The organism is Bradyrhizobium paxllaeri (assembly GCF_001693515.2).
GTDB lineage: Bacteria > Pseudomonadota > Alphaproteobacteria > Rhizobiales > Xanthobacteraceae > Bradyrhizobium > Bradyrhizobium paxllaeri.
On record NZ_CP042968.1, the window covers coordinates 6,692,911 to 6,707,659 of the forward strand.

Genomic DNA, 14,749 nt, shown 5'->3' on the forward strand with positions numbered 1-14,749 from the left:
TTTTCATTATAAGGCCTTAGGGCATCATTCGGCCATACCGGGCCGGATCGGGCGCCGCTCTTTAATATAGGCCGTATTCCCGTGAAGCAATCAGCCGATCCCCATTTTGGAGCTGATACAAGACGGCAAATCTTGCCGCCGGGCAGAAAAGGGGGGCGCCTTTCCGCGCCAGGTTCCGCCCGACGCCCTCGCAAGCATTTGAAACAACAGGATATTTTTTGCCACGGCCGGTGGCCCGGTCCTTGCTGAAGGATAGCCGAGAGCTCAGCGCGAGGGTTGCCCGTGGTTAGTGTCACGTCAGAAGTATCGGCAAACGCATCTTTCCAGACCGCGGCGGCGCGGTCCGCCCGGCCGGATGCCGAGCCTTCCGCCGGAAACGACAGCTTTGCGGCGCTGGTCGACAGCAATACGGCCGCGAGCCGCGACGACCATCGCGCACCTGATACAGCGCCTGCCCCGCGCCGCTCCGACGACACGCCAGCCGCCTCCGACAACCGCTCGCGCGACAATGCTGCCGCTCCCGACAAGGCCGCGCGCAATGATTCGAATGCTCGCGACGCAGCGGCCAAGGCACAAAACGACAAGGCCCGCTACGACGACAAGCTCGACGCCGATACCAAAGGCGAGGCCGAGACCAACACCGTAAGGAACGGCCGCGCCAAATCGAAATCCGACGCGCCGAAGTCCGACAAGGCGAAATCGGACGAGACGACGCAGGCCTCTTCCGGCGACGCTTCCGCGGCCACCGATCAGACCGGGACGACGCAGGATGCGACGGCCGCGGTGACAGCCGACGCGGTGGCCGTTACCATCTCCACCGCTGCAACGCCGGCGGCGACGGCTTCGACGACAGCCACAACCGACAAGGCGACCGCGCCGCTTGCGATCGCAGCGGCTGCGATCGCCGCCTCCGCTTCGCTCGCCGCCGAGACCGCGCCAGCGGCTACCACCGCTGAGGGCACCGAAGCCACCACCACCGCGCCGACCACCGCAAACACCACGCAAGCTGACGGCGCCAAGACCGCCGCGCAGGGCGGCGTTGGCCAAGCCATCAGCGCCCAGACTGCTACCACCGATCCGACCATCACAGCCGGCATCGCTCAGGCTGCCTCGGCGGTCGCCGCGACTCCCGCCGCTGGCACCAAACCTTCCGCGCAGCTCAAGAACCCCGATCTCGCCAGGAAAGGCGCGACGACGGTCGTCGATCAGACCAAAACCACCGACACCGCCGCACCCGCAGCACCTGCCGCTGATACTGTCGTGCCCACCGTCACGCCGGCCACCGAAGCCGCAGGCAAGCCGAAGTCCGAGAATGGCATCGCCGACGCCGTGAAGGCCGATGCGTCAGGCAATTCCGTTGCGACAACGGCCGCGAACGTCAACGCCAACACGCATTTCGCTGCCCCTGATATCGTCGGCCAGACGCCACTTCACGCGTCCGGCAACGGCCTGCAGGCTCCCGGTGCGATCCAGACGCAGCAGGCAGCCATCACCACGACCACGGCGGCTGCCGCCAGCCAACTCACCGCCACGGCAGCGACAAGCGCCGCGGTGCCGATGAGCGGGCTTGCGATGGAAATCGCCGCTTCCGCCAACAGCGGCAAGACCCGCTTCGAAATCCGGCTCGATCCCGCCGAACTCGGCCGCATCGACGTTCGCATCGATGTCGACCGCCATGGCCAGGTGACCTCGCATCTGACCGTCGAGCGGCCGGAAACGCTGTCGATGCTGCGCCAGGACGCCAACCAGTTGCAGCGTGCGCTGGATAACGCCGGCCTCTCGACCGGCAATGGCGGCCTGCAGTTCAGCCTGCGCGATCAGTCCTCGCAGGGCCAGAACGACGGCAACCAGTCCAATCCCAACGCGCATCGCCTCGTCGTCAGCGAGGAAGACAGCGTGCCGGCCGTCGTCGCTGGCCGCGGATATGGCCGCATGCTCGGTGCGAGCGGCGGCGTCGACATCAGGGTTTAAAGGAGATCGCCATGGCAATTGATGCAACCATGCCGACGACGGTTGTCTCGGCGCCCGGGACCGGCACGGCAACGAGCAACAACACCGCGTCGACGGCGACGACCGGGATCGCGGATAATTTCCAGACCTTCCTGACGCTGCTGACCACGCAGCTTCAGCATCAGAACCCGATGGATCCGCTCGACACCAACCAGTTCACCCAGCAACTCGTGCAGTTTGCCGGCATCGAGCAGCAGCTCAAGTCGAACGAACAGTTGAAGTCGCTGGTTGAGATCGAAAAGAGCATGCAGGCGACGAACGCGCTGATTTATGTCGGCAATACCGTTTCCGTCGATGGCAGCAAGGCGGCGTTCGACAAATCGGCGACCTGGAATTTCCAGAGCGACAAAGACACGACCGCCAAGATCACGATCACGAACTCGACGGGCCAGACGGCCTATACTGGCAACTTTGCGCTGAAGAAGGGCGGCAACAGTTTCGTCTGGGATGGCAAGGGCAATGACGGCGTGCAGTGGCCGGCCGGCACCTACACCATGACGGCAACCGGCACGGACGGTTCGGGCAACAACGTGGCGATTTCCACCGAAGTCCAGGGCATCGTCGATTCAGTCGATCTCAGCGCGTCTCCGCCCCTGCTGTCGATTGGCGGCCAAAGCTACACCACCGACAAGGTCAAGCGGGTGGTCCGCCCGAGCACCTCCACCAGCTAGCCCCCCGCACCCGGCCTTCCCGGCCCGGCAGCCTCCGAGTGAACGCAATTGCGCTCCCGGAGGCCCGGGTCGCAGCCATTTTCGTTCATTTTCAAGGAGATTCGTATTGGAGCCGTATGCTTAGGCAAATTTTAAGCCGAAGGGCGTAGATTTACTACCGTGAGTTCAGTGGTTGAGAGTTTGTGAGTACGCCATGACAGAACCCCATCGCCCGAGGGTAAAATACGTCATCGGGCCTGACGGCAGTCCGTTAACAATTGCTGACCTGCCAGCGCCCGGAACCAAACGGTGGGTGATCCGCCGCAAGGCTGAAGTCGTTGCCGCGGTCCGCGGTGGCCTGCTTTCCCTCGAAGAGGCCTGTAGCCGCTATACCCTGACGGTCGACGAATTCCTTTCCTGGCAGTTTTCCATCGACCAGCATGGTCTGGCTGGCTTGCGGACAACCCGAATCCAGCAATATCGCCAGTAAGCTCTCCTGAACCAAAAGATTTGATGAAAACCGGCTTCGTTTTGCGAAGCCGGTTTTTGTTTTGCGAAGCCGGTTTTTTTCATGCCGGAACTATTAGCGGCGGCTTAACTGACGTTAACCATATGGAAACCATCCCCTAGGCAATAATTGCCCAGTCGGTCCCTGGGGCCGAATCCCTGGGGGCAGTTGGTGCAAAGTCTCGTTGCTTTCTTGAAGGGCCTGGGCGCGGCACGGCTGATGGCCATGGTTGCGGTCACGACCGCGCTGATCGGCTTCTTCGCGTTCGTCATCATGCGCGTCACGACGCCGCAGATGACCACCCTGTTCACCGACCTCTCCTTTGAAGATTCCTCCAGCATCATCAAGGATCTGGAACGTCAGGCGATTCCCTTCGAGCTGCGCAATGAAGGCGCGGTCATCATGGTGCCGAAGGACAAGGTCACGCGCCTGCGGATGAAGCTCGCCGAAGCCAACCTGCCCAAGGGCGGCGGCGTCGGCTACGAGATATTCGACAAGTCCGACGCGCTCGGCACCACGAGCTTCGTCCAGAACATCAATCATCTGCGCGCGCTGGAGGGTGAACTCGCCCGCACCATCCGCGCCATCGACCGCATCCAGGCCGCCCGCGTCCATCTGGTGCTGCCGGAACGGCCGTTGTTCGCGCGCGAGGCGCCGGAGCCGTCGGCCTCGATCGTGGTGCGCGTGCGCGGCAGCCTCGAACCCCAGCAGATCCGCGCCATCCGCCATGTCGTCGCCTCCGCCGTCAACGGATTGAAGCCGCAGCGGGTCTCGATCGTCGACGAAGGCGGCCGGCTGCTGGCCGATGGCGCCACCAAGGATCCCGACATCGCCGTCGGTGACGAGCGCCGCACCGCCTTCGAGAAGCGCATGCGCAACGAAGTCGAGGCGATCGTCTCCTCGGTGGTCGGCCAGGGCCGCGCCCGCGTCCAGCTCACCGCCGATTTCGACTACAACAAGGTCACCCAGACCTCGGACAAGTTCGATCCCGAGGGCCGCGTGCTGCGCTCCACCCAGACCCGCGAGGAATCTTCCGCCAGCGCCGGCGATGGCGGCCAGGTGACCGTCAACAACGAATTGCCCGGCAACCAGGCCAACAGCGGCGCGGCTACCGCCCGCGACCAGAGCAAGAAGAGCGAAGAGACCAACAATTACGAGATTTCCCGCACCACCAAGACCGAGGTCACCGAAGCCGGACGGGTCAACCGGATCTCGGTAGCGGTGCTGGTCGATGGCGCCTACACCAAGAACGAAAAAGGCGAGATGGTCTATCAGGACCGCAGCAAGGAGCAGCTCGACCGTATCGCCACCCTGGTGCGTTCGGCGATCGGCTTCGACCAGAAGCGCGGCGACCAGGTCGAGGTCGTTAACCTCCGCTTTGCCGAAGCTCCCACCGTTCCGCCGGTTGTCGAGCCCACCGGCCTGCTCGGCATGCTGCAGTTCACCAAGGATGACGTCATGTACGTCATCGAGCTCGGCGTCATGATGCTGCTCGGCCTCGTGGTGCTGTTTCTGGTGATCCGCCCGCTGGTCAAGCGCATCCTCGCTGCCGAAGTCATCCCGGCCCTCGCCGAACCGACGCCCGCCCTGATCGAAGGCAACGGGCCGAACGGAGAGCTCGGGCCCAATCAGGCCCTGATTGCCGGCACCAGCGGCACCGCCCAGCTGATCGACGTCGCCCAGGTCCAGGGCCAGGTCCACGCCCAGGCCGTGCACCGGGTCGGCGAACTGGCCGAACGCAATCCGAACGAAACCGCTTCCATCGTTCGCCAATGGCTGAGCGAACCCGCCGAGAGCTGACATGGCCGCAGTACCGCAAACCTCAAACGCAAACGACATCACCACCGTCATCTCGGCGCTGGCGAGCCGTCAGAGCAACCGGCCCAAGGGCCAGCCGCTGAGCGGCCCAAAGCGCGCCGCTATCCTGATGCTGGCGCTGGGCGAGCAGTATGGCGGCAAGGTGTGGTCGCTGCTCGACGACGACGAGGTGCGCGAGCTTTCGATCCACATGTCGACGCTCGGCACCGTCGAGGCCGACGTGGTGGAAGACCTGCTGCTCGAATTCGTGTCGCGGATGTCGGCGTCCGGCGCGCTGATGGGCACTTTCGACGCCACCGAACGGCTGTTGCAGCAATACCTGCCGAGCGAACGGGTCAGCGGCATCATGGACGAAATTCGCGGCCCCGCCGGCCGCAACATGTGGGAGAAGCTCTCCAACGTGCAGGAAGAGGTGCTCGCCAACTACCTCAAGAACGAATACCCGCAGACCATTGCGGTGGTGCTGTCGAAGCTGAAGCCGGAGCACGCCGCGCGCGTGCTGGCGATCCTGCCCGAGGACCTCGCGCTCGACGTGGTCGGCCGCATGCTGAAGATGGAGGCGGTGCAAAAGGAAGTCATCGAGCGCGTCGAGCAGACGCTGCGCACCGAATTCATGTCCAACCTGTCGCAGACCCGCCGCCGCGACGCGCATGAGGTGATGGCTGAAATCTTCAACAATTTCGACCGCCAGACCGAGACCCGCTTCATCACCTCGCTGGAAGAGGAAAACCGCGAATCCGCCGAGCGCATCAAGGCGCTGATGTTCACCTTCGACGACCTGATCAAGCTCGACTCCGCCTCGGCCCAGACGCTGATGCGCAACGTCGACAAGGACAAGCTCGGCATCGCGCTGAAGAGCGCCAACGAGGAGGTGCGCGCCTTCTTCCTCGGCAACATGTCCTCGCGCGCCGGCAAGATGCTGATGGACGACATGGCCGCGATGGGACCGGTGCGGCTGCGCGACGTCGACGAGGCGCAGGCGCTGCTCGTCAACCTCGCCAAGGACATGGCCGCCAGGGGCGAGATCACCCTGACCAAGAACCGTGCCGACGACGAGTTGGTGTACTGATGGCCGCGCCCGCAAAATTTCTGTTCGACACCGATTTCGCAGCGCCCGACCGGACGCGCGAACGTGCCGCTACCGCTGCCGAAATCGCCCAGAAAGTTGCCGAGGCCGAGGCGCGTGCCTACCGCGCCGGCTACGAGGCGGCCCAGCACGAGGCCAAAGTGGAGAGCGACCGGCGCTCGGCGCTGGCGCTGGAAGAGATCGGGATCGCCATCAGGGGCATTGCCACGCGCTTCTCCGGCATCGAGGCCAGGATGGAAACCGAGGCCGTCGATGTCGCGGTCGCAGTGGCGCGCAAGCTGTGCAGCGAACTGGTCGCCCGCGAACCGCTCGGCGAAATCATGGCGCTGGTCAGCGACTGTTTCTCGCATCTGGTTGCGACCCCGCATCTCGTCGTTCGCATCAGCGACCAGCTTTACGAGGCCGCCCGCGAGAAGATCGAGCGGCAGGCATCCCAAAGCGGCTTCGAAGGCCGGCTGGTGATCCTGGCCGAGCCCAGCATCGCCACCGGCGACTGCCGGATCGAATGGGCCGACGGCGGCGTGGTGCTGGAGCGCGCGACCATCGAAGCGAAGATCAGCGAACTCGTCGGGCGCTATCTGGCGTCCCGCGATCAGGCCGGAACGTGAAGGCGATGAGGACTGAATCATGAGTGACACCGACGCACAGGTACCGCTACCCGACCTCAACGCCGCGGACGCGCCGCCGGTCGACGACCTCGCCTACAACGAGGACGAAAATGCGTCGCGCATCGCAGCCGACCTCGAGGCCGTGTTCGACGTGCCGGTGCAGGTCTCGGCCGTGCTCGGCCGCTCCAAGATGGATGTCGGCGAGCTGTTGAAGCTCGGCCCCGGCACCGTGCTCGAACTCGACCGCCGCGTCGGCGAAGCCATCGACATCTACGTCAACAACCGCCTGGTGGCGCGTGGCGAAGTCGTGCTGGTGGAAGACAAGCTCGGCGTGACCATGACGGAAATCATCAAGGCCGAACGCAGCTAACAATTTTGGCGATACGCGCTCCGAAGGCGCGAACAGACGGACAGGAGACAGATATGCGGCTTCTCATCGTTGGCACATTGAAGGGCCAGCTCACGACCGCCACCAAGATCGCGATGGAGAACGGGGCTTCCGTGACCCATGCCGAAGCGACCGAACAGGCGATGGCGGTGCTGCGCGGCGGCAAGGGTGCCGACCTGCTGCTGGTCGACGTCGCCCTCGACATCCGCGACCTCGTGATGCGGCTGGAAGCCGAGCACATCCACGTGCCGATCGTGGCCTGCGGCATTTCCAACGACGCCCGCGCCGCGGTCGCCGCGATCCACGCCGGCGCGAAAGAATATATCCCGCTGCCGCCCGATCCCGAACTGATCGCCGCCGTGCTCGCCGCGGTCGCCAATGATTCACGCGATCTGGTCTATCGCGACGAAGCCATGGGCAAGGTGATCAAGCTGGCGCAGCAGATCGCGGGCTCGGATGCTTCCGTGATGATCACTGGCGAATCCGGCACCGGCAAGGAAGTGCTGGCGCGCTATGTCCACTCCCGCTCGAACCGCGCCAAGCGTCCCTTCATCTCGATCAATTGCGCCGCGATCCCCGAACACCTGCTGGAATCCGAACTGTTCGGCCACGAAAAGGGCGCCTTCACCGGTGCGGTTGCCCGCCGCATCGGCAAGTTCGAAGAGGCTAGCGGCGGCACGCTGCTGCTCGACGAAATCTCCGAGATGGACGTCCGCCTGCAATCCAAACTGCTGCGCGCGATCCAGGAGCGCGTGATCGACCGCGTCGGCGGCACCAAGCCGGTGCCGGTCGATATCCGCATCATCGCGACCTCGAACCGCAACCTCTCCGAAGCGGTGCGCGAGGGCACCTTCCGCGAAGATCTGCTGTTCCGCCTCAACGTCGTCAACCTTAAGATCCCTCCTTTGCGCGACCGCCCGGCCGACATCCTGGAACTGGCGCAGCATTTTGCCAAGAAATATGCCGACGCCAACGGCGTGCCGCTGCGCCCGATCTCCGCCGATGCGCGGCGGGTGCTGACCTCGAACCGCTGGCAAGGCAACGTCCGCGAACTGGAGAACACCATCCATCGCTCGGTACTGATGGCGCAGGGCGACGAGATCGGTCCCGATGCGATCGTTACGCCCGATGGCGACCGCCTCGACCTCGCCAAGACCGCGCCCGCGGTCGCGCACGCTACCCTTGCTGCCGAACAGGTCACCCGAGCCCTTGTCGGCCGCACCGTCGCCGACGTCGAGCGCGATCTGATCCTGGAGACGCTGAAACACTGCCTCGGCAACCGGACCCATGCCGCCAACATCCTCGGCATCTCGATCCGCACGCTGCGCAACAAGCTGAACGAATATGCCGACGGCGGCATCCCGATCACGCCGGCGGGATCCGGTGACAGTCAGCGGTTTATGGCGGCGGGGTAGAACGCTCGCGCCGTCATTGCGAGGAGCGAAGCGACGAAGCAATCCATCCGTTATGCCGAACGATGGATTGCTTCGCTACGCTCGCAATGACGTTGAAGCAGCCGAATAGCTCGGCGCATCCGGCTTGCGGAAAATATGAATGGGATCGCCGGGCTGCAGGTCGCGCCCGGTGAAGACGGCGTAGGCATATAGCGCGAGATAGGCGATCGCTATCGCACCCACGGCGTAAAATGCCCAAACTCCGATCCGCTTCATAGCGGATATCTAGAACGCCAAGCTGCAAATGGCCAGCCCGCCGGGCGGCCAAACGCGGAACTTCAGCGCCTATCGTCCGATCTTTCGCGTGGCGTGCGGCTTGGGCACGCTGACTTCCGCCAGGCGGAGCGCGTCCTCGTCCCGATCGATCGCGACATACTGGCCCTGCCAATAGGCCAACGCGGCCGTGCGCGGCGAGACCGTCACATCCAGCACGCGGCCGATGACGATCGCGTGGGAATGCCGCTCAACGATATCCTCGACTTCACAGTCGATCGCCGCGAGCGCGCCTGCCAGCAAAGGCACGCCGGAGACGCGCGTGATCCACTCGACTCCGGCAAAGCGATCTGCGCCCTTCAGTCCGCTCTTGCCGGTAAATCGTTCGGCGATATCTGTTTGCTCCGACGTCAGGATATTGACGCCGAAGAAGCCATAGCGCTTCACCAGCGGCCAGGACGACGCTTCGCGGTTGATGCTGACGACCAAGGCGGGCGGATCGACCGATAGCGACGACACCGAGGTGACCGTCATCCCCGAAATGTCCCTGCCCCGCCCGGCCGTGATGACGCTGACGCCGCCGGTCAAGCGACGCATGGCATTGCGAAACTCACCCGAAGAGACTTCGCGGTCGATCGAAACATTGCGGACGAGAGAGTTCATGGTCGCCTCACAGGTCGGACGTGTCTTCGGTGCCCTGCAGCAGGTTCTTCAGGATCGAGCCTTCCAACTCGGCAAGCTGCGCCGAGCCGCGCCGCCTCGGACGCGGGATATCGACCTCGATATCGTGCGCGATACCGCCATCCTCGATGACCAGCACGCGGTCAGCCAGCGCGACCGCTTCCGACACGTCATGCGTCACCAGGATCGCCGTAAAACCCTGATCGTGCCAGACCCGCTCCAGCAACCGCTGCATCGAGATGCGCGTCAACGCGTCCAGCGCACCCAGCGGCTCGTCGAAGGCCAGCACGCGCGGCTGGCTGACCAGTGCGCGGGCCAGTGCCACACGCTGTTTCTGCCCGCCGGACAGCACCGCCGGCCACTGCTCACGCTTTTCGTCAAGACCGACCTCGACGAGTGCGCTTTCCGCCCGCGCCTGCGCATCCGGCAGATGGCGCTCGTGTCCCAGTCCGACTTCGACATTCGACAGCACGCGGGCCCAGGGCAGCAGGCGCGGCTCCTGGAACATGACACGCACGTCCTCGGGGCGCGTCTCCTCGCTGAAGCCGATGCTGCCAGCCGTAATGGTTTCGAGGCCGGCGATCAGCCGCAGCAGCGTGCTCTTGCCGCAGCCGCTGCGGCCGACGATGGCGACGAACTGGCCCGCCGGAATGTGCAGATCGATGCCGCGCAGGACCTCGTTGTCGCCGAAGGATTTGCGAAGACCGCGGATGGTCAGCGCCAGCCCACGTGAGGAGCCGTCCGAACCGCGCCGGAGCTGGCGGGCCTGCTCGACGAAGTCGGCACGGTCGACCGGCTCGGCGCCGGGAGAGAGCAAGTGAAGGGCTTCTAGCATCATATCCTCAATGTTTCTGGAAGGCCGGGTGCCAGGACAGCGTCAGCCGTTCGAGCGCGCGCGAGGCGCTGTCGGCGAGTTTTCCGAGCAATGCGTAGATCAGGATGGAGAGCACCACGACGTCGATCAGCATGAACTCGCGTGCCTGCATCGCCATGTAACCGAGGCCGGAGGAAGCCGCGATGGTCTCCGCCACGATCAGGGTCAGCCACATGATGCCAAGCGCGAAGCGCAGGCCGACGAAGATCGACGGCAGCGCGCCCGGGAAAATCACCCGGCGGAACAGCTCGCCGTCGCTCATGCCGTAGATCCGTCCCATCTCGATCAGTTGCGGATCGACGGTACGGATGCCGTGCAGCGTGTTGAGATAGATCGGGAAGAAAACGCCGAGTGCGACCAGAAACAGCTTGGCGGATTCGTCGATGCCGAACCACAGGATCACCAGCGGAATCAGCGCCAGATGCGGGATGTTGCGCACCATCTGCAGCGTCGTGTCGGTCAGCTTGCTGGAGGTTTGCGACAGGCCGTTGGCGAGGCCGAAGGAGAAGCCGATGCTGCCGCCGATCAGGAAGCCGACACTGGCGCGCCAGAAGCTGACCCAGATGTTGCGCGCAAGCTCGCCGGACAGCAGGAGCTTCCACCCTGCCAGCGCGACGTCGCTCGGCGCCGGCAGTACCCGCGCCGAGACAAAGCCGGTGACGCAGGCGGCCTGCCAGATCAGGATGATGGCCAGCGGCACGATCCACGGGATCAAGCCGTCGACGCGCGGCAATTTGGGCGCGCCAACGCGCGGAAGACTATCGATGAGACTCATGATTGCGATGCCTGTTTCTGCGGCCGGTATTCATTGCCGATGGTTTCGCCGAACGGCCCGGTGTTGAGGCGGAGCGGCGTGACGTTGTTAGGCTGCGCCAGCGAGAGCAGCGGGAACACCAGCTCCGCAAAGCGATAGGCTTCCTCCAGATGCGGGTACCCCGACATGATGAAGGTATCGATGCCGACATCCTGATACTCCCTGATCCGCGCGGCGACCGTCTGGGGATCGCCGACCAGCGCGGTGCCCGCGCCGCCGCGCACCAGACCGACGCCGGCCCACAGGTTCGGGCTGATCTCGAGCTTGTCGCGGCGGCCGCCATGAAGCTGCGCCATGCGCTGCTGGCCGACCGAATCCATCCGCGAGAAGATTTTTTGCGCCGAGGTGATCGTCTCGTCGGTGACGTGCTGGATCAGTTCATCGGCCGCCTTCCACGCTTCCGCATTGGTCTCGCGCACGATCACATGCAGGCGAATGCCGAACGAGAGCTTTCGCCCGCGCGCGGCAGCGGCGGCCTTCACGCGATTGACCTTTTCGGCGACCTGCGCCGGCGGCTCGCCCCAGGTCAAGTACTTGTCGACGGTATCGACTGCGACGTCGATGCCGGCATCCGACGATCCGCCGAAATAGAGCGGCGGCCGCGGCGACTGCACCGGCTGGAACAGCAGGCGTCCGTCCTCGATGCGGATGTGCTTGCCTTCGACATTGACGGTCTTGCCCGCCAGCAGGTCGCTATAGACGTTGAGGAACTTGCGCGTGACCGCGTAGCGCTCGTCGTGGGACAGGAAAATGCCGTCGCCCTTGTTCTCAATGGGATCGCCGCCGGTGACGACGTTGATCAGCAACCGTCCGTTAGAGACCCGGTCGAGCGTTGCGGTCATGCGCGCCGCGACGCTGGGCGACTGCAGGCCCGGCCGCACCGCCACGAGATAACGCAGCTGCTCTGTCCACGGCGCGACCGCCGAAGCAACCACCCAGGAGTCCTCGCAGCTTCTCCCCGTCGGCAGCAGGACGCCAAAATAGCCGAGCTGGTCGGCAGCCTGCGCGATCTGGCGCAAATAATTGAAGTTCACCTCGCGTCCGCCGGTGGTGGTGCCGAGATAACGGCCGTCACCATGGGTCGGCAGAAACCAGAGAATGTTGGCGCTTTGTTGCGTGCTCACGATCCGGACCTCCGGGCCACGTCAGAAATCTTGATTTGTTTCGGGATCAGCCCGAGCGCGAAGAACGTGTCGGCGACCTGTTGCTGATCGGCGACCACGCTGTCGGTGATCGGCTTGATGCCGTAGGACTGCCGCTTCAGCGCGACCTCGACGACAGGGACCGAAAGCCCGATCGCCGGCGCAAGCTGCTCGGCGACGGCGTGGCTATCGCCCTTGGCCCAGTCGTCGACTTCGCTGAGCTGCGCCAGCACCACATCGACGATCCTGGGGTCGCTCTCCAAAAACTTCTTCGAGGAGAAATAGAACTGATAGTTCGAGACGATGCCGGTGCCGTCGGCAAGCGTACGCGCGCCGGTGGCCGCTTCGGCGGCAGCCTGGAACGGGTCCCAGATCACCCAGGCATCGACCGCGCCACGCTCGAACGCCGCGCGGGCGTCGGCCGGCGCCAGAAACACCGGCTCGATCTCGGAATATTTGACGCCGGCCTTCTCCAGCGCCTTCACCAGCAGATAGTGAACATTGGAGCCCTTGTTCAGCGCGACCTTCTTGCCTTTCAGGTCGGCAACGGAATTGAGCTTGCTATTCTTCGGCACCAGGATGGCCTCGCCTTTCGGCGCCGGCGGCTCATAGGCGACGTACTGGATCGGCGCGCCCGCGGCCTGCGCGAAGATCGGCGGTGCTTCGCCGGTGTTGCCGAAATCGATCGCGCCGACATTGAGCGCCTCGAGCAGCGGCGGACCGGATGGAAACTCCGTCCACACCACCTTGTAGCCGGCGGACTTCAGCTTCTCCTCCAGCGTGCCCTTGCTCTTGAGCAGCACCAGCTTGCCGTATTTCTGGAAGCCGATGCGGACCACCCTTTCCTGGCCGTAGGAAGCGCCGACGGTAGCCGCAACCATGCTGATCGACAGCACGGCGCTGGCGATCCAGCGTTGAATGAAACGCCTCATGAGTTAAGTCCCCTTGTTTGAAATTTCAGCTCTGGGTATGGCGCCAGACGATGTCGCGCACGGCGATCGGCTTCGGGATCAGGCCGAGCTTATGAAAGCGATCGGCCACCGCCTGCTGCGTCGTGACGATTTCGTCGGTCACGGGGCCGATCAGGAAAGAGGCGCGATTGGCGGCGACTGTCTGGACCTCCAGCGGCACGCCGGTGATCGCCGCGAGCGCGCTGGCGACGTCGGCACGATTAGCCTCGGCCCAACGCGCGGCCTCCGCCAGTCCGTCGATCACCTCGCGGGTTTCCCAAACGTGGGTGTTCGCGAAATCGCGATTGGCCAGATAGAACGAATTGGTCTTGGCGACTTCGTGGGCGTTGACGAGGATCCGGCCGCTCTGGCGCTTCTCGCCGATCGCAAAATACGGATCCCACACGGCCCACGCCTCGATGCTGCCATTGGCGAATGCCGGCCCCGCGTCGGGCGGCGTCAGATAGACCGGCGTGATGTCGTCATAGGTCAGCCCGGCTTTCTCCAGCGTGGCGATCATCACGTTGTGCGCACTGCTGCCCTTGGTAAATCCGATACGCTTACCCTTCAGATCGGCAATGCTGCGAATGCTGGAATTGGCGGGGACCAGAATGCCCTGCCCGTTAGTAATCTGCGATCCCGCGACATAAACGACATTGGCGTTCGCAGCCTGCGCGAAGATCGGCGGCGTATCGCCGACCGCGCCGAGATCGACGCTGCCGGTGCTCATGGCTTCGAGCAGAGGCGGCCCCGAGGTGAACTCGATCCACCTGATCCCGATCTGCTTGCCAGCAAACCGCTTTTCGAGCACGGCCTGCTGCCGCGCGATCACCAGCACGCCGGTCTTCTGGTAGCCGATCCGGATTTCCTTGAGAGGCGCTTGCGCACGCGCCGCGGACGACAGCGATGCAGCCGCCGTTGCACCAAGCGACACTTTAAGGAACTCACGACGCTTCATCACAATCTCCTGAACGATCGCCTTCCTGCGATGCGATACTGGAATGATGATGACGCTTCGAACGAGTGTCGAGTGCCCTGCAAAAATAGCAATGACAGCACTACGCGGTTGGCGTGCGACGACAGGATTATTGCCGGATCACGATGTGGCGTGATGCAATCTTCCTTGTTGCCAGGCGATGCACATCTTCTAGTCACACGCCTTCCAGTTCGCACAGCGCCGTGATCGAGACAACGATGAGTATTGATTGGTAAACGCCTGGAAATATTTCATCTGCGATTTGAGCTCGGCGTAGAACGGTACATTCGTAGCGCGCTGACATCGAATTGCGACTCTGTTGGCGCGAACTCTTCCTCGCGCGGCATTCAGCAGACCACATTCGCCGCAACTCCAAAGCCGAGACGTTCATTGCACGCCTAGCGGAATCTTCAGTCAACCATTTCATTGAAAGCAGCACTGTTGCTCGTACACTTCGTGCATCGCTGATTGCGTCAAGCAACACGACAGATGACATGGAAAGAGCAACAATATGAATGCAACCAAACTTGAATCGAGCGCTCGCGCACGCCTTCGCAGCTTCGGTACAGCATTGTT

General features: G+C 63.8%; 14 protein-coding genes and 1 pseudogene. 8 read left to right on the forward strand and 7 right to left on the reverse strand.

Annotated elements, in window-relative coordinates; all coding sequences use genetic code 11:
• Window positions 1–282: 282 nt before the first annotated feature.
• The 8 genes from LMTR21_RS31920 (at window position 283) to flbD (ending at window position 8,484) form a co-directional block, all read left to right on the forward strand.
• Window positions 283–1,971, forward strand: a complete 1,689-nt coding sequence (locus LMTR21_RS31920; RefSeq protein ID WP_065753327.1) for a flagellar hook-length control protein FliK — start codon at window positions 283–285, stop codon at window positions 1,969–1,971.
• 11 nt (window positions 1,972–1,982) lie between these two features.
• Complete coding sequence (locus LMTR21_RS31925) at window positions 1,983–2,681, forward strand: flagellar hook assembly protein FlgD (RefSeq protein ID WP_065753328.1); 699 nt, start codon at window positions 1,983–1,985, stop codon at window positions 2,679–2,681.
• Between the two features lie 193 nt (window positions 2,682–2,874).
• Complete coding sequence (sciP, locus tag LMTR21_RS31930) at window positions 2,875–3,150, forward strand: CtrA inhibitor SciP (RefSeq protein ID WP_002714638.1); 276 nt, start codon at window positions 2,875–2,877, stop codon at window positions 3,148–3,150.
• A 189-nt stretch (window positions 3,151–3,339) separates the two neighbouring features.
• A complete protein-coding gene (fliF, locus tag LMTR21_RS31935; protein WP_065753578.1) occupies window positions 3,340–4,968 on the forward strand; it encodes a flagellar basal-body MS-ring/collar protein FliF in 1,629 nt (542 codons plus the stop codon).
• A gap of 1 nt (window position 4,969) precedes the next feature.
• Window positions 4,970–6,055 carry a flagellar motor switch protein FliG gene (fliG, locus tag LMTR21_RS31940; RefSeq protein WP_065753329.1) on the forward strand — a complete coding sequence of 362 codons (1,086 nt, stop codon included), beginning with the start codon at window positions 4,970–4,972 and terminating at the stop codon, window positions 6,053–6,055.
• Entirely contained in the window at window positions 6,055–6,681 is a 627-nt protein-coding gene (locus LMTR21_RS31945) for a FliH/SctL family protein (RefSeq protein WP_065753330.1), read from the forward strand. The genes fliG and LMTR21_RS31945 overlap by 1 nt, the downstream gene beginning before the upstream one ends.
• Before the next feature lie 19 nt (window positions 6,682–6,700).
• On the forward strand, window positions 6,701–7,051 hold the full coding sequence (fliN, locus tag LMTR21_RS31950; protein ID WP_057836022.1) for a flagellar motor switch protein FliN: 351 nt from the start codon (window positions 6,701–6,703) through the stop codon (window positions 7,049–7,051).
• 53 nt (window positions 7,052–7,104) lie between these two features.
• A complete protein-coding gene (gene flbD, locus LMTR21_RS31955) occupies window positions 7,105–8,484 on the forward strand; it encodes a sigma-54-dependent transcriptional regulator FlbD (RefSeq protein ID WP_065753331.1) in 1,380 nt (459 codons plus the stop codon).
• Between the two features lie 75 nt (window positions 8,485–8,559).
• Here flbD and LMTR21_RS31960 read toward each other — a convergent pair whose 3' ends face one another.
• The 7 genes and pseudogenes from LMTR21_RS31960 to LMTR21_RS31990 form a co-directional block, all read right to left on the reverse strand.
• Complete coding sequence (locus LMTR21_RS31960) at window positions 8,560–8,739, reverse strand: hypothetical protein (RefSeq protein ID WP_065753332.1); 180 nt, start codon at window positions 8,737–8,739, stop codon at window positions 8,560–8,562.
• 69 nt (window positions 8,740–8,808) lie between these two features.
• Window positions 8,809–9,399, reverse strand: coding sequence for a flavin reductase family protein (locus LMTR21_RS31965; protein WP_065753333.1), 591 nt, complete (start codon window positions 9,397–9,399; stop codon window positions 8,809–8,811).
• Window positions 9,400–9,406: 7 nt separating this feature from the next.
• Window positions 9,407–10,051, reverse strand: a pseudogene (locus LMTR21_RS31970) (ATP-binding cassette domain-containing protein); the annotation flags it as partial.
• Window positions 10,052–10,259: 208 nt separating this feature from the next.
• On the reverse strand, window positions 10,260–11,066 hold the full coding sequence (gene ssuC / locus LMTR21_RS31975) for an aliphatic sulfonate ABC transporter permease SsuC (RefSeq protein ID WP_065753334.1): 807 nt from the start codon (window positions 11,064–11,066) through the stop codon (window positions 10,260–10,262).
• Window positions 11,063–12,232 carry an FMNH2-dependent alkanesulfonate monooxygenase gene (gene ssuD, locus LMTR21_RS31980; protein ID WP_430642605.1) on the reverse strand — a complete coding sequence of 390 codons (1,170 nt, stop codon included), beginning with the start codon at window positions 12,230–12,232 and terminating at the stop codon, window positions 11,063–11,065. The genes ssuC and ssuD overlap by 4 nt, the downstream gene beginning before the upstream one ends.
• Window positions 12,226–13,179, reverse strand: a complete 954-nt coding sequence (locus tag LMTR21_RS31985; RefSeq protein ID WP_065753336.1) for a sulfonate ABC transporter substrate-binding protein — start codon at window positions 13,177–13,179, stop codon at window positions 12,226–12,228. The genes ssuD and LMTR21_RS31985 overlap by 7 nt, the downstream gene beginning before the upstream one ends.
• Before the next feature lie 25 nt (window positions 13,180–13,204).
• Complete coding sequence (locus LMTR21_RS31990; RefSeq protein ID WP_065753337.1) at window positions 13,205–14,155, reverse strand: sulfonate ABC transporter substrate-binding protein; 951 nt, start codon at window positions 14,153–14,155, stop codon at window positions 13,205–13,207.
• Between the last annotated feature and the right edge of the window lie 594 nt (window positions 14,156–14,749).

Bases quoted from the DNA above. Each gene is read 5' to 3' on its own strand.
- fliG (WP_065753329.1), top strand. From the start codon at position 4,970: ATGGCCGCAGTACCGCAAACCTCAAACGCAAACGACATCACCACCGTC.
- fliN (WP_057836022.1), top strand. From the start codon at position 6,701: ATGAGTGACACCGACGCACAGGTACCGCTACCCGACCTCAACGCCGCG.
- LMTR21_RS31985 (WP_065753336.1), bottom strand. From the start codon at position 13,179: ATGAGGCGTTTCATTCAACGCTGGATCGCCAGCGCCGTGCTGTCGATC.
- LMTR21_RS31960 (WP_065753332.1), bottom strand. From the start codon at position 8,739: ATGAAGCGGATCGGAGTTTGGGCATTTTACGCCGTGGGTGCGATAGCG.
- LMTR21_RS31925 (WP_065753328.1), top strand. From the start codon at position 1,983: ATGGCAATTGATGCAACCATGCCGACGACGGTTGTCTCGGCGCCCGGG.
- LMTR21_RS31965 (WP_065753333.1), bottom strand. From the start codon at position 9,399: ATGAACTCTCTCGTCCGCAATGTTTCGATCGACCGCGAAGTCTCTTCG.
- ssuC (WP_065753334.1), bottom strand. From the start codon at position 11,066: ATGAGTCTCATCGATAGTCTTCCGCGCGTTGGCGCGCCCAAATTGCCG.
- sciP (WP_002714638.1), top strand. From the start codon at position 2,875: ATGACAGAACCCCATCGCCCGAGGGTAAAATACGTCATCGGGCCTGAC.
- LMTR21_RS31990 (WP_065753337.1), bottom strand. From the start codon at position 14,155: ATGAAGCGTCGTGAGTTCCTTAAAGTGTCGCTTGGTGCAACGGCGGCT.
- LMTR21_RS31945 (WP_065753330.1), top strand. From the start codon at position 6,055: ATGGCCGCGCCCGCAAAATTTCTGTTCGACACCGATTTCGCAGCGCCC.
- flbD (WP_065753331.1), top strand. From the start codon at position 7,105: ATGCGGCTTCTCATCGTTGGCACATTGAAGGGCCAGCTCACGACCGCC.